Annotated in this window: 18 protein-coding genes; 5 read left to right on the forward strand and 13 right to left on the reverse strand. The window is 47.1% G+C overall.

The window, feature by feature from the left end; genetic code table 11:
- Position 1 precedes the first annotated feature (1 nt).
- From GPL15_RS13040 to GPL15_RS13065, 6 genes are all read right to left on the reverse strand, one after another.
- Positions 2-967: a D-2-hydroxyacid dehydrogenase gene (locus GPL15_RS13040; RefSeq protein WP_215699112.1), complete on the reverse strand. Its 966-nt coding sequence runs from the start codon at positions 965-967 to the stop codon at positions 2-4.
- Entirely contained in the window at positions 964-1,404 is a 441-nt protein-coding gene (rpiB, locus tag GPL15_RS13045; RefSeq protein WP_215699113.1) for a ribose 5-phosphate isomerase B, read from the reverse strand. The genes GPL15_RS13040 and rpiB overlap by 4 nt, the downstream gene beginning before the upstream one ends.
- A gap of 123 nt (positions 1,405-1,527) precedes the next feature.
- Entirely contained in the window at positions 1,528-2,337 is an 810-nt protein-coding gene (locus tag GPL15_RS13050; RefSeq protein ID WP_215699114.1) for a MerR family transcriptional regulator, read from the reverse strand.
- A 30-nt stretch (positions 2,338-2,367) separates the two neighbouring features.
- The gene (locus GPL15_RS13055; protein ID WP_215699115.1) at positions 2,368-3,693 is read right to left on the reverse strand and encodes an MATE family efflux transporter; all 1,326 of its coding nucleotides are present in this window, start codon (positions 3,691-3,693) and stop codon (positions 2,368-2,370) included.
- Between the two features lie 24 nt (positions 3,694-3,717).
- Entirely contained in the window at positions 3,718-5,157 is a 1,440-nt protein-coding gene (locus GPL15_RS13060) for a cell wall-binding protein (protein WP_215699116.1), read from the reverse strand.
- 358 nt (positions 5,158-5,515) lie between these two features.
- Positions 5,516-6,040: an AAA family ATPase gene (locus GPL15_RS13065; protein WP_215699117.1), complete on the reverse strand. Its 525-nt coding sequence runs from the start codon at positions 6,038-6,040 to the stop codon at positions 5,516-5,518.
- 192 nt (positions 6,041-6,232) lie between these two features.
- Between GPL15_RS13065 and GPL15_RS13070 the strand changes: the two genes are divergently transcribed.
- Entirely contained in the window at positions 6,233-7,246 is a 1,014-nt protein-coding gene (locus GPL15_RS13070; RefSeq protein WP_215699118.1) for a nucleoid-associated protein, read from the forward strand.
- 74 nt (positions 7,247-7,320) lie between these two features.
- Here the strand turns inward: GPL15_RS13070 and GPL15_RS13075 are convergent, their stop codons facing one another.
- From GPL15_RS13075 to GPL15_RS13105, 7 genes are all read right to left on the reverse strand, one after another.
- A complete protein-coding gene (locus GPL15_RS13075; RefSeq protein ID WP_215699119.1) occupies positions 7,321-8,661 on the reverse strand; it encodes a sugar ABC transporter substrate-binding protein in 1,341 nt (446 codons plus the stop codon).
- 35 nt (positions 8,662-8,696) lie between these two features.
- Complete coding sequence (locus tag GPL15_RS13080) at positions 8,697-9,533, reverse strand: carbohydrate ABC transporter permease (RefSeq protein WP_215699120.1); 837 nt, start codon at positions 9,531-9,533, stop codon at positions 8,697-8,699.
- Positions 9,517-10,413: a sugar ABC transporter permease gene (locus tag GPL15_RS13085; protein ID WP_215699121.1), complete on the reverse strand. Its 897-nt coding sequence runs from the start codon at positions 10,411-10,413 to the stop codon at positions 9,517-9,519. Before GPL15_RS13085 ends, GPL15_RS13080 begins: the two co-directional genes overlap by 17 nt.
- Positions 10,414-10,425: 12 nt before the next feature.
- The gene (locus GPL15_RS13090) at positions 10,426-11,730 is read right to left on the reverse strand and encodes an FAD-dependent oxidoreductase (protein WP_215699122.1); all 1,305 of its coding nucleotides are present in this window, start codon (positions 11,728-11,730) and stop codon (positions 10,426-10,428) included.
- A gap of 69 nt (positions 11,731-11,799) precedes the next feature.
- Positions 11,800-12,831 (reverse strand): LacI family DNA-binding transcriptional regulator, encoded by a 1,032-nt coding sequence (locus tag GPL15_RS13095; RefSeq protein ID WP_215699123.1) that lies wholly within the window; start codon positions 12,829-12,831, stop codon positions 11,800-11,802.
- A 259-nt stretch (positions 12,832-13,090) separates the two neighbouring features.
- A complete protein-coding gene (aroC, locus tag GPL15_RS13100; protein WP_215699124.1) occupies positions 13,091-14,170 on the reverse strand; it encodes a chorismate synthase in 1,080 nt (359 codons plus the stop codon).
- Positions 14,171-14,173: 3 nt separating this feature from the next.
- Positions 14,174-15,238 carry a beta-propeller fold lactonase family protein gene (locus GPL15_RS13105; RefSeq protein WP_215699125.1) on the reverse strand — a complete coding sequence of 355 codons (1,065 nt, stop codon included), beginning with the start codon at positions 15,236-15,238 and terminating at the stop codon, positions 14,174-14,176.
- A gap of 177 nt (positions 15,239-15,415) precedes the next feature.
- On the opposite strand from GPL15_RS13105, the gene GPL15_RS13110 reads away from it, so the two are divergent.
- The 4 genes from GPL15_RS13110 to GPL15_RS13125 are packed head-to-tail and all read left to right on the forward strand — an operon-like array spanning position 15,416 to position 18,655.
- Positions 15,416-15,949, forward strand: a complete 534-nt coding sequence (locus tag GPL15_RS13110; RefSeq protein ID WP_215699126.1) for a cupin domain-containing protein — start codon at positions 15,416-15,418, stop codon at positions 15,947-15,949.
- Between the two features lie 24 nt (positions 15,950-15,973).
- The gene (locus GPL15_RS13115) at positions 15,974-17,050 is read left to right on the forward strand and encodes an ABC transporter ATP-binding protein (RefSeq protein WP_215699127.1); all 1,077 of its coding nucleotides are present in this window, start codon (positions 15,974-15,976) and stop codon (positions 17,048-17,050) included.
- On the forward strand, positions 17,043-17,855 hold the full coding sequence (locus GPL15_RS13120) for an ABC transporter permease (RefSeq protein WP_215699128.1): 813 nt from the start codon (positions 17,043-17,045) through the stop codon (positions 17,853-17,855). The genes GPL15_RS13115 and GPL15_RS13120 overlap by 8 nt, the downstream gene beginning before the upstream one ends.
- Positions 17,855-18,655, forward strand: a complete 801-nt coding sequence (locus GPL15_RS13125) for an ABC transporter permease (protein ID WP_215699129.1) — start codon at positions 17,855-17,857, stop codon at positions 18,653-18,655. The genes GPL15_RS13120 and GPL15_RS13125 overlap by 1 nt, the downstream gene beginning before the upstream one ends.
- The last annotated feature ends 2 nt before the right edge of the window (positions 18,656-18,657 follow it).

Genomic DNA, 18,657 nt, shown 5'->3' on the forward strand with positions numbered 1-18,657 from the left:
CTCAGCTCTGTCTTTCCCTATATCCCGTTTCAAAATTCACCAGATTATCAAGTCTGTCTCCATTTAAAAACTTCTCCAGGTTACTGCCCGCGATCCGGATAATCCGTTCCAGGGTTTCCTGCAAATGATACTGTCCGGAAATATGAGGGGTTATCACCGCATTTTTGGCATCCCACAGCGGATGGCCTGGCGGCAGCGGCTCAGGATCGGTAACATCCAGGGCGCAGCCGCCCAGATGGCCTTCATTCAGCACCTTTACGAGAGCATCCGTATCAATGGCGGTTCCCCGGCCCACATTGATGAGAAATGCGCCCTTTTTCATGCTGCGGAGCCGTTTTTCATCTATAATATGATAAGTTTCAGGCGTGTTGGGAAGAGAGAGGGAGATAAAATCCGCTCTCGGAATCACCTCGTCCAACTGCTCATTGGTATACAGTTCATCCAAATATTCCGGTTTGGCTCCTGATTTCCTTCTTATACCGATGGTATGGCTGCCCAGCACCTTCATGCGGGTGGCAAACTCTCCTCCGATATCCCCTAAACCGATAACAAGGGTTGTGGAACCCCATATAGAAGTAACGCTTCCTTCGTCATTCCAATGGTGGTTTCTCTGGTTTTCATAATAAAGGTTCAGCTTTTTTTGAAGCATCAGGGCCGTTCCCACCATATATTCTGAAATCGCAAGGCCGTATGCGCCGGTCGCATTGGTGAGAAGGGTTCCCGGCTTTAACACTCCGGGCTTACAGTATGAATCCGCGCCTGCGGAATTGAGCTGGAGCCATTCCAGGTTCCCGGCGGATTCCAGCATGTTTTCCGGCACATTTCCAATTATGATGGAAACGTCCTGAAGCTGGGCTTCAGTAACTTCAGAAGACTGCACATATTCAAATACACAGTCCTTTCCAATGTTTTCAAAATACGCTTTATGACGTGCCTCCACAGGGAGGGTTACTAATATTTTTTTCATCTGTTCTCTATCTCCATCACCATATCAACCCGTCTCTGGTGTCTTCCGCCTTCATATTCCGCGTTCAGCCATTCGTCTGTTATCATCTTGGCCATCTCCACGCCGATCACCCGGGCTCCGAATGCCAAAACATTGGAATTGTTATGCATTCTGGAGAGTTTCGCCGTATACGGTTCACTGCACACACAGGCCCGGATGCCCTTAACCTTATTGGCTGCCAGGGAAATCCCCACGCCGGTGCCGCAGATCGCAATGCCCAGATCCGCCTCTCCCGACACTACCGCCCGTCCCACCTTTTCTCCATACACAGGGTAGTCGCAGCTCTCATGGGCATTGGTTCCCAAATCCAGGACTTCAATTCCCTTAGACAGTAAATGTTCTTTGATTTCTTCTTTCATTTCAATTGCAGTATGGTCGTTTCCTATCGCTATTTTCATATGCTCCTCCAGTTTACTGATGCCAACGCTCTTTTTATTCTTTTTTAACATATCATAATTGACATGTTTTATCAAGCCAGCCTTTTAAGGAAGCCGCTGAAACATTAAAATATTCGTAATAGTTCACACTTCATCCACAATCGGAAGATAGATTTCTATATAGTAAACCGTCCTGCCGTCCACATTGCAGTTGACCGTATATTGGGAGTATGCCTTCCCCACCAGCTTAAACCGGTGCTCCTTCGCCCAGTCAACCGCCCTGGCAATGGATTCCTTTTTAGGGGAACGGCTGTCGGATTCGGCCACGGTAAATATACAGCGCTTGTAATCCAGGTATGGAACCGCTCCCTCCAGCTTCTTGTCCATTCTCATCTTCCTCGCCGTAAATCCCCTGAGGGTGAGATAAAAATAGACCGGCATATCATAATCCGAATCCAGATCATATTCCTCCAGAATATTGGATACCTCATAAAGGCTTTTTTCCTGGATCATCTGGAACCAGTCGTCCCTGGCCGTCTCTTTATCCTTTCTTTTGGGCGACATGATGTAAAAACGCTGAAATGGGAGGACGGAGCAGACGTTCAAATAATCCTTTACATTTTTACAGCTAAAATAGCTGGTTTCCAGCTTGGTCAGATAATATTTGTGCTCTTTTATGCTCTTTTTCTCTTCCTCTATTTTTTCGCTGATCAGCCTCTCCATGGCGTCGCAGCTATTGTGATAGAGAATATTTTTCACATCATTTACGCTGAAATTGACTTTCCGGTAGTAAATAGCGTCCAGAAGAAGCCATACGTCATCCGCCGTATAGCACCGGTAGCCGTTTTCCGTCTTATACGGCTTGATAATATCTTTTTCCTCATAAAATCTCAGCGTATCCTGAGTGACGCCCAAAAGCCTGGCCACTTCGCCAATCCGGTATTCTCTCTCCATATCCTGCTCCTTTCTGCATTTCTTTTATCTTCATCCGGCCAGAGCGCCGGTTTGTAAATTCTCTGCCCTGTCTTCCTTTTTCCTGAGCCAGACTGCCACAGCCGCGATCGTGAACTGGGCCGCCGGCACCGCCAGCCATATGCCGGGAACTCCCATCATTTGAGGCAGGATGAGCAGCCATGCAGCCACTCCAAGGGGTTCTCCATAGGCCAGGATATAAGCCTGGCGGTTCTGCCTGGTCGCATAGAAATAAGATGCCGTAACCCGGATAAAACTATAGGGAACCAGTCCGGCGCAAAATACCAGAATGACCCGGCTGTACGTTTCCATCACTTCCCGGGACGCTCCGAACATCAACGGAACCTCTCTCCGGAACAAGTACAGCCCGGCGATTCCCGCCGCTCCGATCACCGCCGCAAAAGAATAAGCCATGGAGCGGTATTTCCTGCAGGACTTCACATCCCCCATGCCCAGGCTCAGGCTGAACAGGGGCTGGCTGCCGTCCCCTACTCCCTGCAAAAGAAGCTGGACCACAACCACCACGTAGCTGATCACCGCATATACGGCGACCTCATGGTCATCGGCATAGGATGTAAGGCTTTTATTCATCACCAAAAGGATCAGGTTGGGAGACAAGGTCAACCCAAATGGAGACAGGCCGATTAACAGCATCCGCTTGATCCTATCCCATTGGATGAATCTGCCCGGAACCCTTATGGGTCCGTCCTTTAACATGCTCTTCTTCAGCAGATACAAAAGGCCCGACACCGCCGTCACCCCCTGTCCTGCCGCTGTAGCAAGAGCCGCGCCGAACATTCCAAGAGGAACCGCTTCGATCAAAATATAATCCAAAACCATGTTGACAAAAAAACCGGACATCATAAAAACCATAGCCATAAATGCCCGGTCCATATTGCGGAGCACTGGAATCAGCCCAGTTCCCAAAAGCTGGAATACCGCGCCCGAAAGGATGATCCCAAGATACACCTGCCCCAGTTCATAGATTTCACCCCGGGCTCCCAGAAGATGCAGAACCGGGTTTTTTACGGCCAACCCGACAGCCGTCATAACCGCAGCCGTAAAAAGCAGGAGCAGAAGTATTCTCTTCTGATCCTGCCTGATTTCTGATTCGCTGCCGGTTCCCTCCGACACCATGAGCACCGAACCGCCCACACCGATTCCGGTGCCCAAAGCCTGTAAGAGCGCCGTAACCGGATAGGCGATATTAATTGCCGCCAGGCCGGGATCTCCCAGATTTCTTCCTATAAAAAAACCATCCACGATTGCATAAACGCCCGAACATGCAAATGCGAGCATAGACGGCAGAACGCATCTCCAGAAATTTCCCTTTCTCATACGGCAGCTTAAATCCTCAACTTTCTATTTTTCCTTTTCGAATTTCTCTGTCCCCTGATAGGTAACCACGCCTTCTTTATCGGTACAATAGTAATTCTCGTCTGCATCTTTCACATTTTTCTTATTCTTGGCAATGGTTCCCGAAGAATTCACCAGGTATTCTTTATCATTATACTCCACAACTTTTAATTTGTCTTCTTTATCCGCTTTTAACTTCCGTCCCTTGATGTAAATGGAATTTTTATGGATGCCGTTATATCCCGCTCCCTTTTTGCTGCCCGAATCCTGGAAACTGTAAGAATACTCTTCTCCGTCCACTTCCAAAGTGGTATTTCCCATTTCAGCGGCTCCCACCGGAGAGTTGCCAAAGTAAAATACTTCACAGGTGTCAAATTCATCCGGCAGTTCTTCCTCTGTTTCAATCTCTGTACAGGAAGCGATCTTTGTGGAACTCTTCTCTTCAAATTCTATTTTGTAAAGCCCTTCCAGCATCTCGCCTTTCTCGTTAAATGCATACTTCTTGCCGTTAATGGTCTTCATCTGGCTCTTTACCAGGTCTCCGTCTTTTTCCGCATAGAACCAATAGGCTTCATCATCATTATACGCTTCCTGATCCACATCCTCGTCCGGGACTACATGGAACCAGCCGTCCGCTCTCCAGCACTGCTCCGGCGTGTTGAAATACTGGTAATCCCCGGAAGATGTGGCATTCTGTTTGGTAGCGACCTGATACCATTCATACTGGGCCGCGCCGTATTCGTTAAATGTATAACGTTTTCCGTTGATTCTCTTTGTTTCGTCATCAACCTTCTTGCCCGTTGAATTGAAATAAAACCAATAGTCCTGATCCGTATCATCTTCATTTTCATCGTCTTCTACATGGATTCTGGCCCATGATCCGGCCACCTGTGCCCCGTCATCCTCTTCACCGCAGTAGTAAACGCCCTCTTTCCAGGCATCGTCACCAGTCAGACGGGTTGAATCCTCATTTACCCAGCCGTATAACATGCGGCCGTCGTCATCAAAGGCATATTTCCGGTTAGTACCGTCGGCCTTTCTGATGGAACGGAAGGTGGTGCGGTCAGATGACGCCCGATAGGCCTTCCCATTGTTCTGGAAATAATACCAATATGAGTAAGGCTCATCATCGTCGCCTGCGTCCTCATTTTCCACCTGCCGCCATTCGTTGGTGACCATGGTTCCGGCAGAATTCACATAAAAAATATCATCGTCGGATTCTATCAGGGAACTTGTGGCCATGATACCGTCATCATCCAGATAAAACCAATGGCTGCCGGATTTCTTCCACTCGCTGGACGCCCTGCTGCCGTCTTTTTCATAGTATACCCAATTTTCACCTTCCTGTTTCCAGCCTTTCGTTGCTGCCGAAGATGATAATGCCATCCCTAAGGAACATGCGGTCATCACACAAACTGCCGCTAATATCTGCACATTTTTCTTCATTTCTTCCTCACATTCTGCTGTTAAAAACAGCCTGACTTTCTTTCTGCCACCGCAGTTTTATCTATGCGCGCATATCCTGAATCCATATCGGTTTCAAGACTTTTCCAGAATAAACCATGGTCAAAGTCCAAGGTCAACGGACGGGAAGAATATGTCAGAAAATAGTAAATATATTTACATTTTCTTACATTTTTAAAATAATTTGGAATACCCGGAAACAGAAATGTCCCAGTGAGAATGAACAGCCCCAAGGATCGGACAACAAAAAAATACCCGGTGAAAGGCGAAGAGTGCGGCCGCCATTTCCCCGGGCAGTGATGTCCTGTGAATGATATTACACCCTGGAGTTAGTCCAAAGTCAACTACTTTTTATCCATTGCCGGATAAATGCTTCGGCATTCTCTTGCGCCGGTTTCGTTCCGTCAATGTAAATAACAGGACATTTTAATCCATTCAGCCACGCTTCTGTTTTTTCCATCGTGCGGGAAGCTGCCAGCTCATAAAACTTCTGCTCCCGTTCATACATATCCCCGCCCTCAAACACGCGTTTTCCGAACTTCTCTATACTTCTTTTCTTTATCCGGTCAAGCCTTATCTCAAGCGGGGCTTCTATGTAGATCACACAGCCGTACCTGGCGTTTATTTCATCCCCGAAATCACAGTTCACCGCGGTTACGATAAACTGTCCGTACTTTTTCATGTCCGCCGTCAAAAGTTTAAGCGCCTCTTCCCTCGTCCGGGCATCTGTATATGGAACTGCCGGTTCTTTGAAAAAATAATCTTCCGCATCCATATGTTTATATCCCAGCATACCGGCAAGAAGTCTGCCTAACGTTGTTTTTCCGCTGCCGTTTGCACCTGAAACGGCGATTCCCTGGCACACTTTGCCCTCCCCCTTTATATCCAATTCTATAAATGCCTTTTACCGTGTTATTGCTCCATTATACTATCTGCCCGCAGTTTTTCCAATACCCCAGCCATACAATCCCCATTGCCTAAAAATGAATCTTGGTTTAAAATAGTTTGGTAATCACCGCTTTGACTGCCGCCGCCCGGCGGCGAAATGGAGGAAATAATGTTAAAAGACGATATGATAATGAAAACCGGTATTATACATATTCTGGATTCGACCATGGGAGTGCCGGTGCTCTCAGATTATGAATTTGATTTAGGTTCTGATCTGTGTGATTTTTTGAAAGCCCACATAGAAAAATTTACAGAGAGCGACGATGTAAAGCACTGCCAGTTTTCCGATGAATCCGAAGTCTGCGCCGCCATCCGCGAATGCACGCCGGAAAACTTCATTGAAACCAGCAAAGTGATCGCGCAGAAATTATACGGAATCATGAATTCCAATATCGCCATACCGCCCGCAGATATGGCAATGGTGGTATTCAGCTGCAAAGGAAATGACTATCTGGGCGTATTAAAGCTCAACTATAAAACTTCCTACACCCACATCACCCAGCCCTCCGAAGACGGCAGCAATAACAACGACATCATACTCCAACGCGCCATCCTGCCCTCCGAAGGCCAGAAATTATCCGAGGCATTTGTGGTGAACTTACAGGACGGAGAACTATTGCTGACCGAGAAGAAATACGAGGTGAACGGCGAAAAAAGGCTGTATTTCTCCGAACTCTTCCTGGAATGCCACGCCCCTCTTTCCCAAAAAAGCAAGCTGGACATCGTGACAAAAGCCGTGGAGCAGGTCAACAAGAAATACTACGGCGACGACGACACCGAACGCAAAATGGAGACAAAAAGCGTAATATATCAGGAATTGGAAGAAGAAGGCTGCATCCACATCGAAGCCATCAAAGAAAAAGTCTTCAAGGACAGCCCTGTAATGCAGGAAGAATTTGTGGAGAAGATGGAAAAATACAACATGGTTACAGAAGTTGTGGAACCCAAGAACGAACAGACCGTAAAAAAATTCCAGACCCAGTACCTGACCACCGATACGGGAATCGAAATCAAGATCCCAATGGAGGAATACGGAAACACCGATCATGTGGAGTTCATCACCAATGTGGACGGGACCATTTCCATGCTGATTAAGAATATTGGGAAACTGACTACCCGATAACTCATAGCCCCTATACGAAAAACTCCCCTATGGAAATAATACGTTATTCCATAAGGGAGTTTTTACTATTTTGATCATTTCACCATGTATTCTTCCATTCCGTCCGCCATGGCGTCTACCGCCTCTTTAGGATCAGAAACCCCGGAATACATCTCTTCCAGATGTTCCAAAATAACCTGGCTGATGTTGTTGTATTGAGGATGAGGCGATTTAACCCGGACTTTATCAATGGTGTCAGTTATGCAGAAGGTAAAGCTCTCTTCCGACGGCCTCATAATTTCTCCCTGATTTCCCGTCCTGTAATCTTCCGATTCCAAAACAGAACTTCTGGTAGGAACAAAATAATGCATCAGCTCCTCAATTGTCTCCTTACTGGTGATAAAACGAACGAATTTTCTTGACAAATCAAGATTCTTCCCTTCTGAATAGGCAGCATATCCCGCTGAACCGGACCATCCTGTAGATTTCCCATCTTCGTTAAAAGGCATTGGCACCACATCCCACTCAAAATCCAGATCCACCATCTTTTTCACATTGGAAAATAAATCCGGGAACAGAGCAAGCTGCCCCGCCTTAAAATCAATGGTAGTTCCAGGTGCGGGATGGGCTTTATCAACAGTTATCAAATCATAAAATGTCTGAACTCCCTGTAATGACTTCTCACTGTTTATCCCAATGGTCTTATAGTCTTCACTCCACGGTTCGCCTCCATACAGCTTGAGCACAGGCGTCATGCACACATCCCAAATGGCCCAATCACCGCCCCGTGAAAAATCAATGCCATATGTGTTATTGGACGCGTCCGTAAGCTTTTTAGCATAACCAATCATCGCGTCCACGGTCCATTCTCCCTTTTTATACAACTCTGTGGGAGTTTCTAAACCGGCTTTTTCCATCAGACTTTTATTATAGAAACACACCAACGGTGCGCCGGAAAACGGTGCGCCAACCAGTTTGCCATCATACAAATAATGGTTCTGCTGGGCCTCGGTAAAATCCGAAAAATCGTATTCCTCATCATTTAACAGTTCCGTTAAATCAGCCATAAGGCCGTCCTGATAATACTGAGGCACCGCATACTCTGCCACCCAGAATGCATCAGGGGCAGTACCTCCTGCAATCATAGTTGTAAGTTTTTGGTCGTAATCAGCCAGAGAAGAGAGTATAATATCCACGGTGCAGTTGTTCTCTTCCTCAAAAGGTTTTATCACTTCTTTTAACTTTTCCTGCTGCTCAGCAGAACCATACATCAGCATGGTCAGCTTAGTTCCGTCTGTGCTTTTTGCACCGCTTTCCCCGCTTGTCTCCGCCGATGCAGGAGCCTTACCGGCTGTTCCCTGTGTGCCTTTGCCTCCCCCGCATCCAGCCAAAACCACTGCCATCATCACTGATAAAAATAATGCTTTTTTCCTCATAAGAAACCCTCCTCAAATAGTTTGTTTACAAAAGTTCAGCCCTTTACACCGCTCAGAGCCACGCTCTCGATGAATTGTTTTTGAGCAATAAAAAATGCTATAATTAACGGCAGAGTAGAAATAACACATGCCGCCATCATCTGTCCCCATATTGTTCCGCTCATATCTGTAAACAACCCAAGTCCCAGAGATATGGTGTATTTATCGGTGGAATTCAGATAGATCAGGGGATCTAAAAAATCATTCCACGCATTCATAAAATTAAAAATTGCTAAAGTAGCCAATGTGGACTGGGAAATAGGCAGCATAATCCGGAAATAAATTCCGAAAGGAGTACACCCGTCCACTTTAGCCGCCTCACAGAGCTCTGACGGCACAGAAAGATAAAACTGCCGGAATAAGAATACGCCGAACATCCCTCCAACTCCAATTACATTGGGCATGATCAGTGGCAGGTGGGTATTGATAAAGCCTAATTTGCTCCATACCTTAAAAAGCGGTATGATTATAATTTCATTTGGAACCATCATGGCGCACAGCGGCAGCAGGAACAGAAGGCCGCTCCCCCTGAATTTCAGCTTTGCATAGGCAAAACCTGCCATTGAAGCCACCAGGCTGCCCAATATCACTACCGTCACAGTGATATAGAAACTGTTCCACATCCAGTCCAACACTGGTGACGAAATGAACATGTCCACGTAATTCTTAACGGTTATGACAGAGGGAATCAACTCCGGCGGAACTTTAAAGATCTGTGATTCCGGCTTAAATGATGCGGAAAGCAGCCATGCATATGGAAAAATACAGATTATTCCAATGAATGCTAAAATCAGATACAGAAATATTTTGCTTTTCCTATTCTTCCTCCGCATATACCATCCTCCTTCTCAGTGACCACTGTATCAAAGTTAACACTAAAATAATTAAAAACATGATCACAGCCATTGCCGCCGCATACCCCATCTTATATTCCTTAAATGCTTTCAGATAGATATAATAGACCAAAAGCTGTGTCGTTTTGGCCGGCCCCCCGCCGGTCAGGTTATAAACATTGCTGAATATCTTCAGCGCGCCTATGGTAGTTGTAATCAGCACCATGAAAATGGACGGCGAAAGCATAGGGATTGTGATGGATTTAAAAATCTGGAAACTGTTGGCTCCATCCAGCCTGGATGCCTCGTAATAAACCGCAGGAATCGCTTTTAATGCGGATAAAAAGATTACCATGTTCAATCCCACACCCTTCATCATCGTGTTTACGATTAAAACAGGCATAGTCAGCTTCACATCATACAGCCACGCAGGCCCCGTAATGCCAATCGTTTTTAGCAGACTATTTAAAATCCCCACATCCGTTGCCAGAATATATTTCCAAACGATCGCCCACACAACAATGGGCGTTATATTGGGCATGAATACAAGTGTACGCATAATCCCGGTTCCTTTGATTTTCTGATTCAGCAATACTGCCAGAATAATGGCAATACTCACATTGAGCGGAACCAGGCAGACCGTAAAGAACAAAGAGTTTTCCATTGCATTTAAGAAATCACCGTCTTTTAAAAATAATGTCTTATAGTTTTCCAGTCCCACCACATTGATGCTGCCAATCAGCTTTGCGTCCGTCATGCTCAAATACAGTTCATAAATCAAAGGAACGTACAGAAAAAATATAGAACCCAACACTACCGGAGCGATCATACAGTAAGCGTATTTACTGTCGGTCCTAAGCACCCCTGATTGTTTCTTCATAAATACCTCCCGTCAATCAAACAGTTCCACACCTGCCTTCATCAGCCTTTTTTGGATTTCTCCCACATCCGCCTTTCTCGGGCTTTTTCCCACCTCTGCACAGTATGCCGCCGCAATCCCTGCTGCCTGTCCCATTGCCATGCAGATGGACATCACCCGGTAGGATGCATGAGCCCGGTGGGAACCGGAAATGCACCGGCCAGCCACTAACAGGTTATCCGCTTTCAGCGGCACAAAACACCGATAGGGGATATCATATGGTTTCACATACTGGATCTCCTCCTCAGCCTGCCCGGAACCCGCCGGATTATGTATGTCCACAATAAACTCCGCATTATGAACTATCACATCCGGGAACTTGGCGCCGTCTATAAGATCCTGAACTTTGAGCTTATATTCTCCCATCACCCTGCGGCTCTCTCTCACCCCCAGCGTTGTCCCACTTGAAATTAATTTACAGTCCTCATATCCCGGCAAATAATGATGGAAAAAATCCATTAAAAGTGACATCTGTTTTCTCAGCTCCCGGTCCGCCGGATATATCTGATCCATGCAGGTGGAGTCCACCCCGTTCATCTGGGTGGTGTTCACCTGCCGTTCTCCCGGCTTTGTGGTCCTGTGAAGTCTTACGGCAGCAAGATTTTCAGGCAGGATTCCCTGTTCACTGCATCTCTTTGTAAAATCCAGAAAACGCTCTCCACCCAATTCAACATCATCAACATCACCTATGCAGACAACCCCTCTCTCTTCATCCACCTGATCTATGGTAAACTCCAGAGTTACCGGCTGCGTCAGTCCGTCTTCCCTCCTCCCCTTTTCAATCGGCGCCCCCGCCAGATAAGAAACATCACCGTCTCCCGTTGCATCAATGATCACCTTCCCACTTAGAACCCCCGGCCCCTCTTTGCCAGAAATGAGAAGACCGGTGAGCGTTTCCCCCTCAGTTATCACATCAGTTACCGCAGTCTGCAGAAATACGGTTAATTTTTCATGATCCACAAATTCTGCTAAAACTCTCTTCGCTCTTTCTATATCGTGGGCCACACCCACTTCCCCGATCATATCGTTATCCGGGACCCCCAGCAATTTCATCACCTCATCCCTCATGGTTCCCGGACCTACCATGCCCAGAATAGGCCCTACATGCCCTACTGTCAGACAGCCCCCCACAATGCCATATCGTTCCACCAAAGCAACTTTCGCCCCTTCTCTGGCAGCCGCTACCGCAGCACAGATGCCGGCCGGACCTGCGCCTGCTACCACCACGTCATAACTGCCTTTTACTGCTATTTCTTTACTATATTTTATATAATTCATGTTTTCTCCCTTATCTGGAACGTTCCAAAGAATATTTTTAATAATTGCGGTATCTTTTTAATACCGCAATTAATTTCTTCTGATTACAGAATCCCGTTCTACTAATCTCACCGGCAGCACAACCGATACTTTTTTTCTGTCAGGGTTTTCAATCCGGTCCAAGAGAAGACGGCAGGCTTCCATACCCATACGCCTTTTTCCTATGTCAACGGTTGACAATGCCGGTGATGCATATCCCGAAAGAATCGAATCTTCATAGCTCACCACCGATACATCTTCAGGAACTCTGATTTTATTCTCATAGAAATACCGCAAAATGCCCAGCGCAATGCCGTCATTTGCTGCCAGAACCCCATCCGGCCGTTCCCCGGATTCCCACACCTTCTTCATAGCCTCATATCCGCCGATGCCGGAATTGTGCTCAGCATTCACATCCATATAATGTACCAGTGAGCCCCCTTCTTCCTCAACAGCCTGATAAAATCCGGTCTTTCTGAGCCTGTTCGTGCTAAACATCACCGGACAGTTGATGTAACAAAGCTTTTTATGCCCTGTCTGTATCAAATGGAGCGCGGCGGTTTTTGCCCCCTGCTTCACATCAGCAGTTACCGAATCAAAGCAGTCATGCTCTCTTCCCAGGACCACAGTAGGAATCCCTGTTTTTCTGATTAAGTCAGAGAATTCTTTTTCAATCAAACTTCCAACAATAAACAGTCCGTCTACCCTGTGCGTCTTTATCAATTGAGGAAGCTTCTGCTCCGAATCAAAAATGCAGAATTGTTCATTGAGCAGACCATAATCCGTATTGAGAAGGATCTCCGGTATTCCGGATATCACATCATAAGAAAACAGATCTGTTTCAATATCAAAATCGTACGATTCCTTCTTCACATTCTCCGTGAGCATCAAAACTCCAAGATTATTCGTTTTTTTGCTGATCAGGCTCCTGGCTGATATGTTGGGCGTATAACCCAATTCCCGGATTGATTCCAACACCTTCTGCCTCGTCTCTTCCCGAACCAAAGGGCTGTCATTGACAACTAACGAGACCGTGCTTTTTGAAACTTGAGCATGTTTTGCTACATCCAAAATGGTTACCAAATAATCCCCCCTCCATGCCTTTTTTCTCTTTTGGAACGTTCCTAAACTATGTTTTTATGATATCATCATTTAATTTAAATGTCAATGGGCTGAACATCTATTTATGTTCGGTTCGTTAATATCACAAAAAATGTTTCATATGATAAAAAATACCGATTTCCCCGAACCGGACTCTTTTACACAAAGTCCTCTTTACTCGTGAAATCGGTATTTTACTATATAGTACATTTTAATTTTCCAAAATGAATTTAACAAATCATCACGAAATCCGGCTGCTTTGTCCCTGCAGCAGAAGATCCGCCACCGTAAACGCCGCCATGGCCTCGACCACCACGACCGCCCTTGGCACCACAATGGGGTCATGTCTGCCTTTTATCTCGATCTTCACGTCCTGCCCGTCCCGGTTCACGGTTTCCTGCTCTAAAGCGATGGAAGGCGTAGGTTTGAAGGCAGCCCGGAATATAATATCGCTTCCGTCGCTCATCCCTCCCAGGATTCCGCCTGAGTGGTTGGTCTTTTTGCATACACGGCCATCGGGTCCCATATAAAATGCGTCGTTATTGACTGATCCGGTGGATCTGGCCGCGGCAAATCCGTCGCCTACTTCAAATCCTTTCACGGCCCCTATGGACATCACCGCCATAGCCAGGCTGGCATCCAGTTTGTCAAATACCGGTTCGCCCACGCCTGCCGGGACGCCTGTAATCACACATTCCACAATGCCGCCTGCCGAATCCTTTTTCGCCATCAGATCTTCCAGATAGGCCTCGGCTTCTAAAGCGGCCTCCGAATCCGGCATATACAGCCGGTTTTTCTCCGCTTCTTCCAGAGAAAAACGCTCCGCCCTGATCTCCACAGGCCCAATAGATTTGGTATATGCAGTCACCTGTATCCCAAAATGTTCAAGCAGCTTACAGGCCACCGCCCCGGCAGCCACCCGGCCTATGGTTTCCCGGCCGGAAGAGCGTCCGCCGCCCCGGTAATCACGGAAACCATATTTAGCATCAAAACCATAGTCCGCATGGCCCGGACGGTATACATTCATGATATTGCTGTAATCATGGGAACGCTGATCCTGGTTTCTTATCATCATGGAAATAGGCGTTCCCGTTGTCTTTCCCTCAAATACGCCGGAAAGGATCTCCACCCGGTCGCCTTCCTGGCGCATGGTGGTGAATTTACTCTGTCCCGGTTTTCTCCTGTCCAGATACTTCTGAATATCCTCTTCGCAAAGAGCAAGTCCTGCCGGACAGCCGTCAACCACAACTCCCACGCCCTTCCCATGGGATTCTCCCCAGGTAGTCATGGTCAGATGATTTCCAAATATTGATCCCGCCATGGTCTAATCTCCTACCTTGACGATCACGCAGCTGTTCGGTTCATTCACCCGGATCGGATTGGCGCTCATGACCAGCAGCCCTCTCTCATAATCCACGCGGAAGAATGTAATGCTGCCGCTCTCATGATTGATAGCCGCAATATGCTGGTCATCCGGGAATACCGCGATATCCTTAGGATAATCACCGCTGATCGGCAGACAGCAGAGCAGGGTGAGAAGGCCGGTTTCCTTATCTCTCTTGTATACGCTGACCGTATTGTCTCCTGCATTGCCGCAGTACATATAGCTCTGATCCGGATCATTGGAAAACCGCAGGGAACAGGCCGCCGTCAATTCACTGTAATTTTTTTCGCCTACCGTGGAAATCGTCTGGATCTTTTCGATCACCGGCGTCCTTTCCCCGGTTTCATATGTGAATACTTCTATTACATTCTTCAATTCATACAGCAGATAGAAAAACTTTCCGTCGTCGCTGAAACGGAAGCATCTGGGAGCAGATTCCAGCTCGCAGCGGACCGCATCCACCTGTAACATCCGTCTCTCCTTCTGGTTGAACCGGTAAATCTTCACCTGGTCGATTCCCAGATCCGCCACCATCACATATTTGCCGTCCGGCGTCATGCGGGTGCAGCTCACGTGGGGGCGGAAATTACGTTCGGCAACACTGCCCAACCCTTTGTGGAAGACGCCTGTAACAATGCCCCCCACAGAACCGTCCCTGTTCAGGTCCAGAATCGTGGCCTTGCCGTCATGATAGCCGGATACGAAGATATACTTGTCATCCTTGTCCGTAGACAGGTGGCAGCCTCTCATGCCTTTAATATTAGCGCTGTTTAAACGGGTAATGCTTCCATTTTCATGTATCTTAAATGAGACGACACCCTCGTCTGCAATCGAATATAATGTTTTGCCGTCGCTGGACGGAATCACATAAGAGGAGTTGTCCACCTCCATCTCACACCGTGGAATAAAAACTCCTTTTTCAACATCCACATCGTACACTGTAATTCCCTTTGCCTTTCCTGTGTAGGAATAGGAGCCCACATAGGCCATGTATTTACCTTTCATACTGAAATGTCCTCCTCAAAATACCGTGATTTTTAAGTTAAAGATATCATATCACACAATCATTGAAAAATCTATTGACAGTACAGGATTTTTCAGTATAATGAATCTTGTCGCTTGTTTATTATTACTAAACTTTAAGTTAAATATATCCTATAACGGGTGAAGGGGGAGGTATGCATGGATATCGGGGCAAAGGTGAAAGAACTTCGAACTCTCAAAGGTCTGACCCAGGAAGAACTGGCGGACCGTGCCGAATTATCAAAAGGATTTATCTCACAGTTGGAAAGGGATCTGACATCGCCGTCCATCGCCACCCTGATGGACATTTTACAGTGTCTCGGCACCACCCTGGGAGAATTTTTCAACGAAACAGCCGAAGAACAGATCGTCTTTGGCAAACAGGATTATTTTGAAAAATACGATGCTGAATTAAAAAATGAAATCAAGTGGATTATACCCAACGCACAGAAAAATATGATGGAGCCCATTATGCTGACACTGGAACCCGGCGGCTCCACCTATCCCGATAACCCTCATGAAGGGGAAGAATTCGGTTATGTCCTTCAGGGAAGCATATCTATCCACATCGGAAGCAAAATATATAAAGCGAAGCGAGGAGAATCCTTCTATTTTACTCCCGACAAAAAGCATTATCTCACCAGCAAAACCGGCGCTTCGCTGATTTGGGTCAGCTCACCGCCCAGCTTTTAACATCATACTTCAGGAGGATAAACCATGGGTCAGCCATTGATTGATTTAGTAAATATTACGAAGAGCTTCGACGGTACGGTCGTGTTGGACGATCTCAATCTGTCCGTTACGGAGAATACATTTGTCACCTTATTGGGCCCCAGCGGATGCGGAAAGACCACTACCCTCAGGATCATCGGCGGTTTCGAAACAGCCGACACCGGAAAAGTGATCTTTGACGGCCAGGATATCAGCAAAGTGCCGCCTAACAAACGCCAGTTAAACACCGTATTCCAGAAATACGCCCTCTTCACCCATATGAACATCGCCGAAAATATCGCTTTCGGCCTTAAAATAAAGAATAAACCTAAAACCTACATCCAGGATAAGATAAAATACGCGTTAAAACTGGTGAATTTAGACGGATTTGAAAACAGGAGCGTGGATTCCCTGAGCGGCGGCCAGCAGCAGCGTATAGCCATCGCCCGGGCCATCGTCAATGAACCCAGAGTTCTTCTTTTGGATGAACCCTTAGGAGCCCTGGACTTAAAACTGCGCCAGGATATGCAGTATGAACTGATCCGTTTGAAAAATGAACTGGGAATCACCTTCATTTACGTCACCCATGACCAGGAAGAAGCCTTAACCATGTCCGACACCATCGTCGTCATGAACCAGGGCTATATCCAGCAGATGGGCTCCCCCGAGCAGATCTACAATGAGCCGGAAAATGCCTTCGTAGCCGATTTCATCGGAGAGAGCAACATCGTTCCCGGCATCATGATCCACGACGAACTGGTAGAGATTTTCGGAGCAAAATTCGCCTGCGTGGACAAAGGGTTCGGCAACCATAAGCCGGTGGACGTGGTGATCCGCCCCGAGGACATCGATCTGGTGGAACCGGAAGCGGGCACATTAAAAGGCGTCTGCACCCATTTAATCTTCAAAGGCGTTCATTACGAGATGGAAGTCACCACCCCGGACGGCTTTGAGTGGCTCGTACACAGCACAGACATGTGCCCGGTTGGAAAAGAAGTCGGCATTCATGTGGATCCCTTTGATATCCAGATCATGAATAAGCCTGCTTCCGAAGATGAAGAGGCGGTGGGTGTAAATGAGTAAAAAATTGTTAGCAGGGCCCTACCTTCTGTGGATGACCGCATTCACCCTGATTCCTCTGGCCCTGATCGTATATTACGGCATGACCGACAAGACGGGGGCATTTACCCTGTCCAATATCATCGCCATCACAACCGCGGAACACGCCAAAGCGCTGTGGCTGTCCCTGGGGTTATCCCTGTTCAGCACCATCGTCTGCCTGATCATGGCCTATCCGCTGGCCATGATCCTGAGAAACCGGGGCGTGGGCCAGGGCAGCTTCGTGGTTTTCATATTCATTCTTCCCATGTGGATGAATTTTCTGCTCCGCACACTGGCGTGGCAGACATTATTGGAGAAAAATGGAGTGATCAACGGAATCTTATCCACACTCCATCTCCCAACCCAGTCACTTATCAACACTCCGGGAGCCATAATTCTGGGCATGGTGTATAACTTCCTTCCTTTTATGGTCCTTCCTATTTATAATGTGCTCTGCAAAATTGACGATAACACCATCAACGCGGCCAAAGACCTTGGGGCCAATTCCGTACAGACATTTTTCCGCATCTGGCTGCCGTTAAGCGTGCCGGGAATCATCAGCGGAATCACCATGGTTTTCGTGCCCGCCCTGACCACTTTCGTTATTTCCAATTTGCTGGGCGGCAGCAAGATCCTCTTAATCGGCAATGTGATCGAGCAGGAATTTACCAAAGGAAGCAACTGGCATCTCGGTTCCGGCCTTTCCTTAGTGCTCATGGTATTTATCTTAATCAGCATGGCGCTCATTGCCAAATATGATAAAAACGGGGAGGGGACATCGTTCTAATGACAAAGTTAAGAAGAAACTTACAGAAAATATGGCAGGATTTCTATCTGGCCCTGATTTTGATCTTCCTGTATGCCCCCATCGCCACCATGATGGTATTGTCCTTTAATAAGTCGAAATCCAGAACCCAGTGGGGCGGCTTCACCCTTCAGTGGTATACCCAGATGTTTGAAAGCCGCAATATCATGGATGCGCTTACCAACACCCTGGTGATCGCGCTCCTCTCCGCCCTGATCGCCACCATCATCGGCACCGTAGCCGCTATCGCGATCAACAGCATGACCCGGACGCCCCGCAGCATCATCATGGGCATCACCAATATTCCCATGCTGAACGCGGAAATCGTGACCGGCATATCGCTGATGCTGACTTTTATTGCGTTTGGAATATCACTTGGCTTCAAAACCATTTTGATTTCCCATATAACGTTTAACATTCCATATGTGATTCTCAATGTCATGCCAAAGTTAAAGCAGACCGACCGCTATACCTACGAAGCCGCCCTGGATCTGGGGGCAGCTCCTATTCCTGCATTTTTTAAGGTGGTATTTCCGGATATTCTGCCCGGCGTGCTGTCCGGGTTTTTGATGGCATTTACCATGTCTCTGGATGACTTTATCATCACACATTTTACCAGAGGCGCGGGAATCAATACCCTGTCCACATTGATTTACAGTGAAGTGCGGCGCGGCATCAAACCGTCCATGTATTCCTTGTCAACTGTAATCTTTGCAACGGTGCTGGTACTATTGCTGATTGTGAACTTTAAACCCAACAACAAAAACCGCCATACTGCATAGGC

It is taken from the genome of Clostridium sp. MCC353, assembly GCF_018785315.1.
In the GTDB taxonomy this organism is placed as follows: domain Bacteria; phylum Bacillota; class Clostridia; order Lachnospirales; family Lachnospiraceae; genus CHH4-2.

Excerpts from the sequence above, each read along its gene's own strand:
- GPL15_RS13040 (WP_215699112.1), bottom strand. The coding sequence starts at position 967 with ATGAAAAAAATATTAGTAACCCTCCCTGTGGAGGCACGTCATAAAGCG.
- aroC (WP_215699124.1), bottom strand. The coding sequence starts at position 14,170 with ATGGCGGGATCAATATTTGGAAATCATCTGACCATGACTACCTGGGGA.
- GPL15_RS13050 (WP_215699114.1), bottom strand. The coding sequence starts at position 2,337 with ATGGAGAGAGAATACCGGATTGGCGAAGTGGCCAGGCTTTTGGGCGTC.
- GPL15_RS13055 (WP_215699115.1), bottom strand. The coding sequence starts at position 3,693 with ATGAGAAAGGGAAATTTCTGGAGATGCGTTCTGCCGTCTATGCTCGCA.
- GPL15_RS13115 (WP_215699127.1), top strand. The coding sequence starts at position 15,974 with ATGGGTCAGCCATTGATTGATTTAGTAAATATTACGAAGAGCTTCGAC.
- GPL15_RS13060 (WP_215699116.1), bottom strand. The coding sequence starts at position 5,157 with ATGAAGAAAAATGTGCAGATATTAGCGGCAGTTTGTGTGATGACCGCA.
- GPL15_RS13090 (WP_215699122.1), bottom strand. The coding sequence starts at position 11,730 with ATGAATTATATAAAATATAGTAAAGAAATAGCAGTAAAAGGCAGTTAT.
- GPL15_RS13105 (WP_215699125.1), bottom strand. The coding sequence starts at position 15,238 with ATGAAAGGTAAATACATGGCCTATGTGGGCTCCTATTCCTACACAGGA.
- rpiB (WP_215699113.1), bottom strand. The coding sequence starts at position 1,404 with ATGAAAATAGCGATAGGAAACGACCATACTGCAATTGAAATGAAAGAA.
- GPL15_RS13085 (WP_215699121.1), bottom strand. The coding sequence starts at position 10,413 with ATGAAGAAACAATCAGGGGTGCTTAGGACCGACAGTAAATACGCTTAC.
- GPL15_RS13110 (WP_215699126.1), top strand. The coding sequence starts at position 15,416 with ATGGATATCGGGGCAAAGGTGAAAGAACTTCGAACTCTCAAAGGTCTG.
- GPL15_RS13125 (WP_215699129.1), top strand. The coding sequence starts at position 17,855 with ATGACAAAGTTAAGAAGAAACTTACAGAAAATATGGCAGGATTTCTAT.
- GPL15_RS13070 (WP_215699118.1), top strand. The coding sequence starts at position 6,233 with ATGTTAAAAGACGATATGATAATGAAAACCGGTATTATACATATTCTG.
- GPL15_RS13080 (WP_215699120.1), bottom strand. The coding sequence starts at position 9,533 with ATGCGGAGGAAGAATAGGAAAAGCAAAATATTTCTGTATCTGATTTTA.
- GPL15_RS13120 (WP_215699128.1), top strand. The coding sequence starts at position 17,043 with ATGAGTAAAAAATTGTTAGCAGGGCCCTACCTTCTGTGGATGACCGCA.
- GPL15_RS13075 (WP_215699119.1), bottom strand. The coding sequence starts at position 8,661 with ATGAGGAAAAAAGCATTATTTTTATCAGTGATGATGGCAGTGGTTTTG.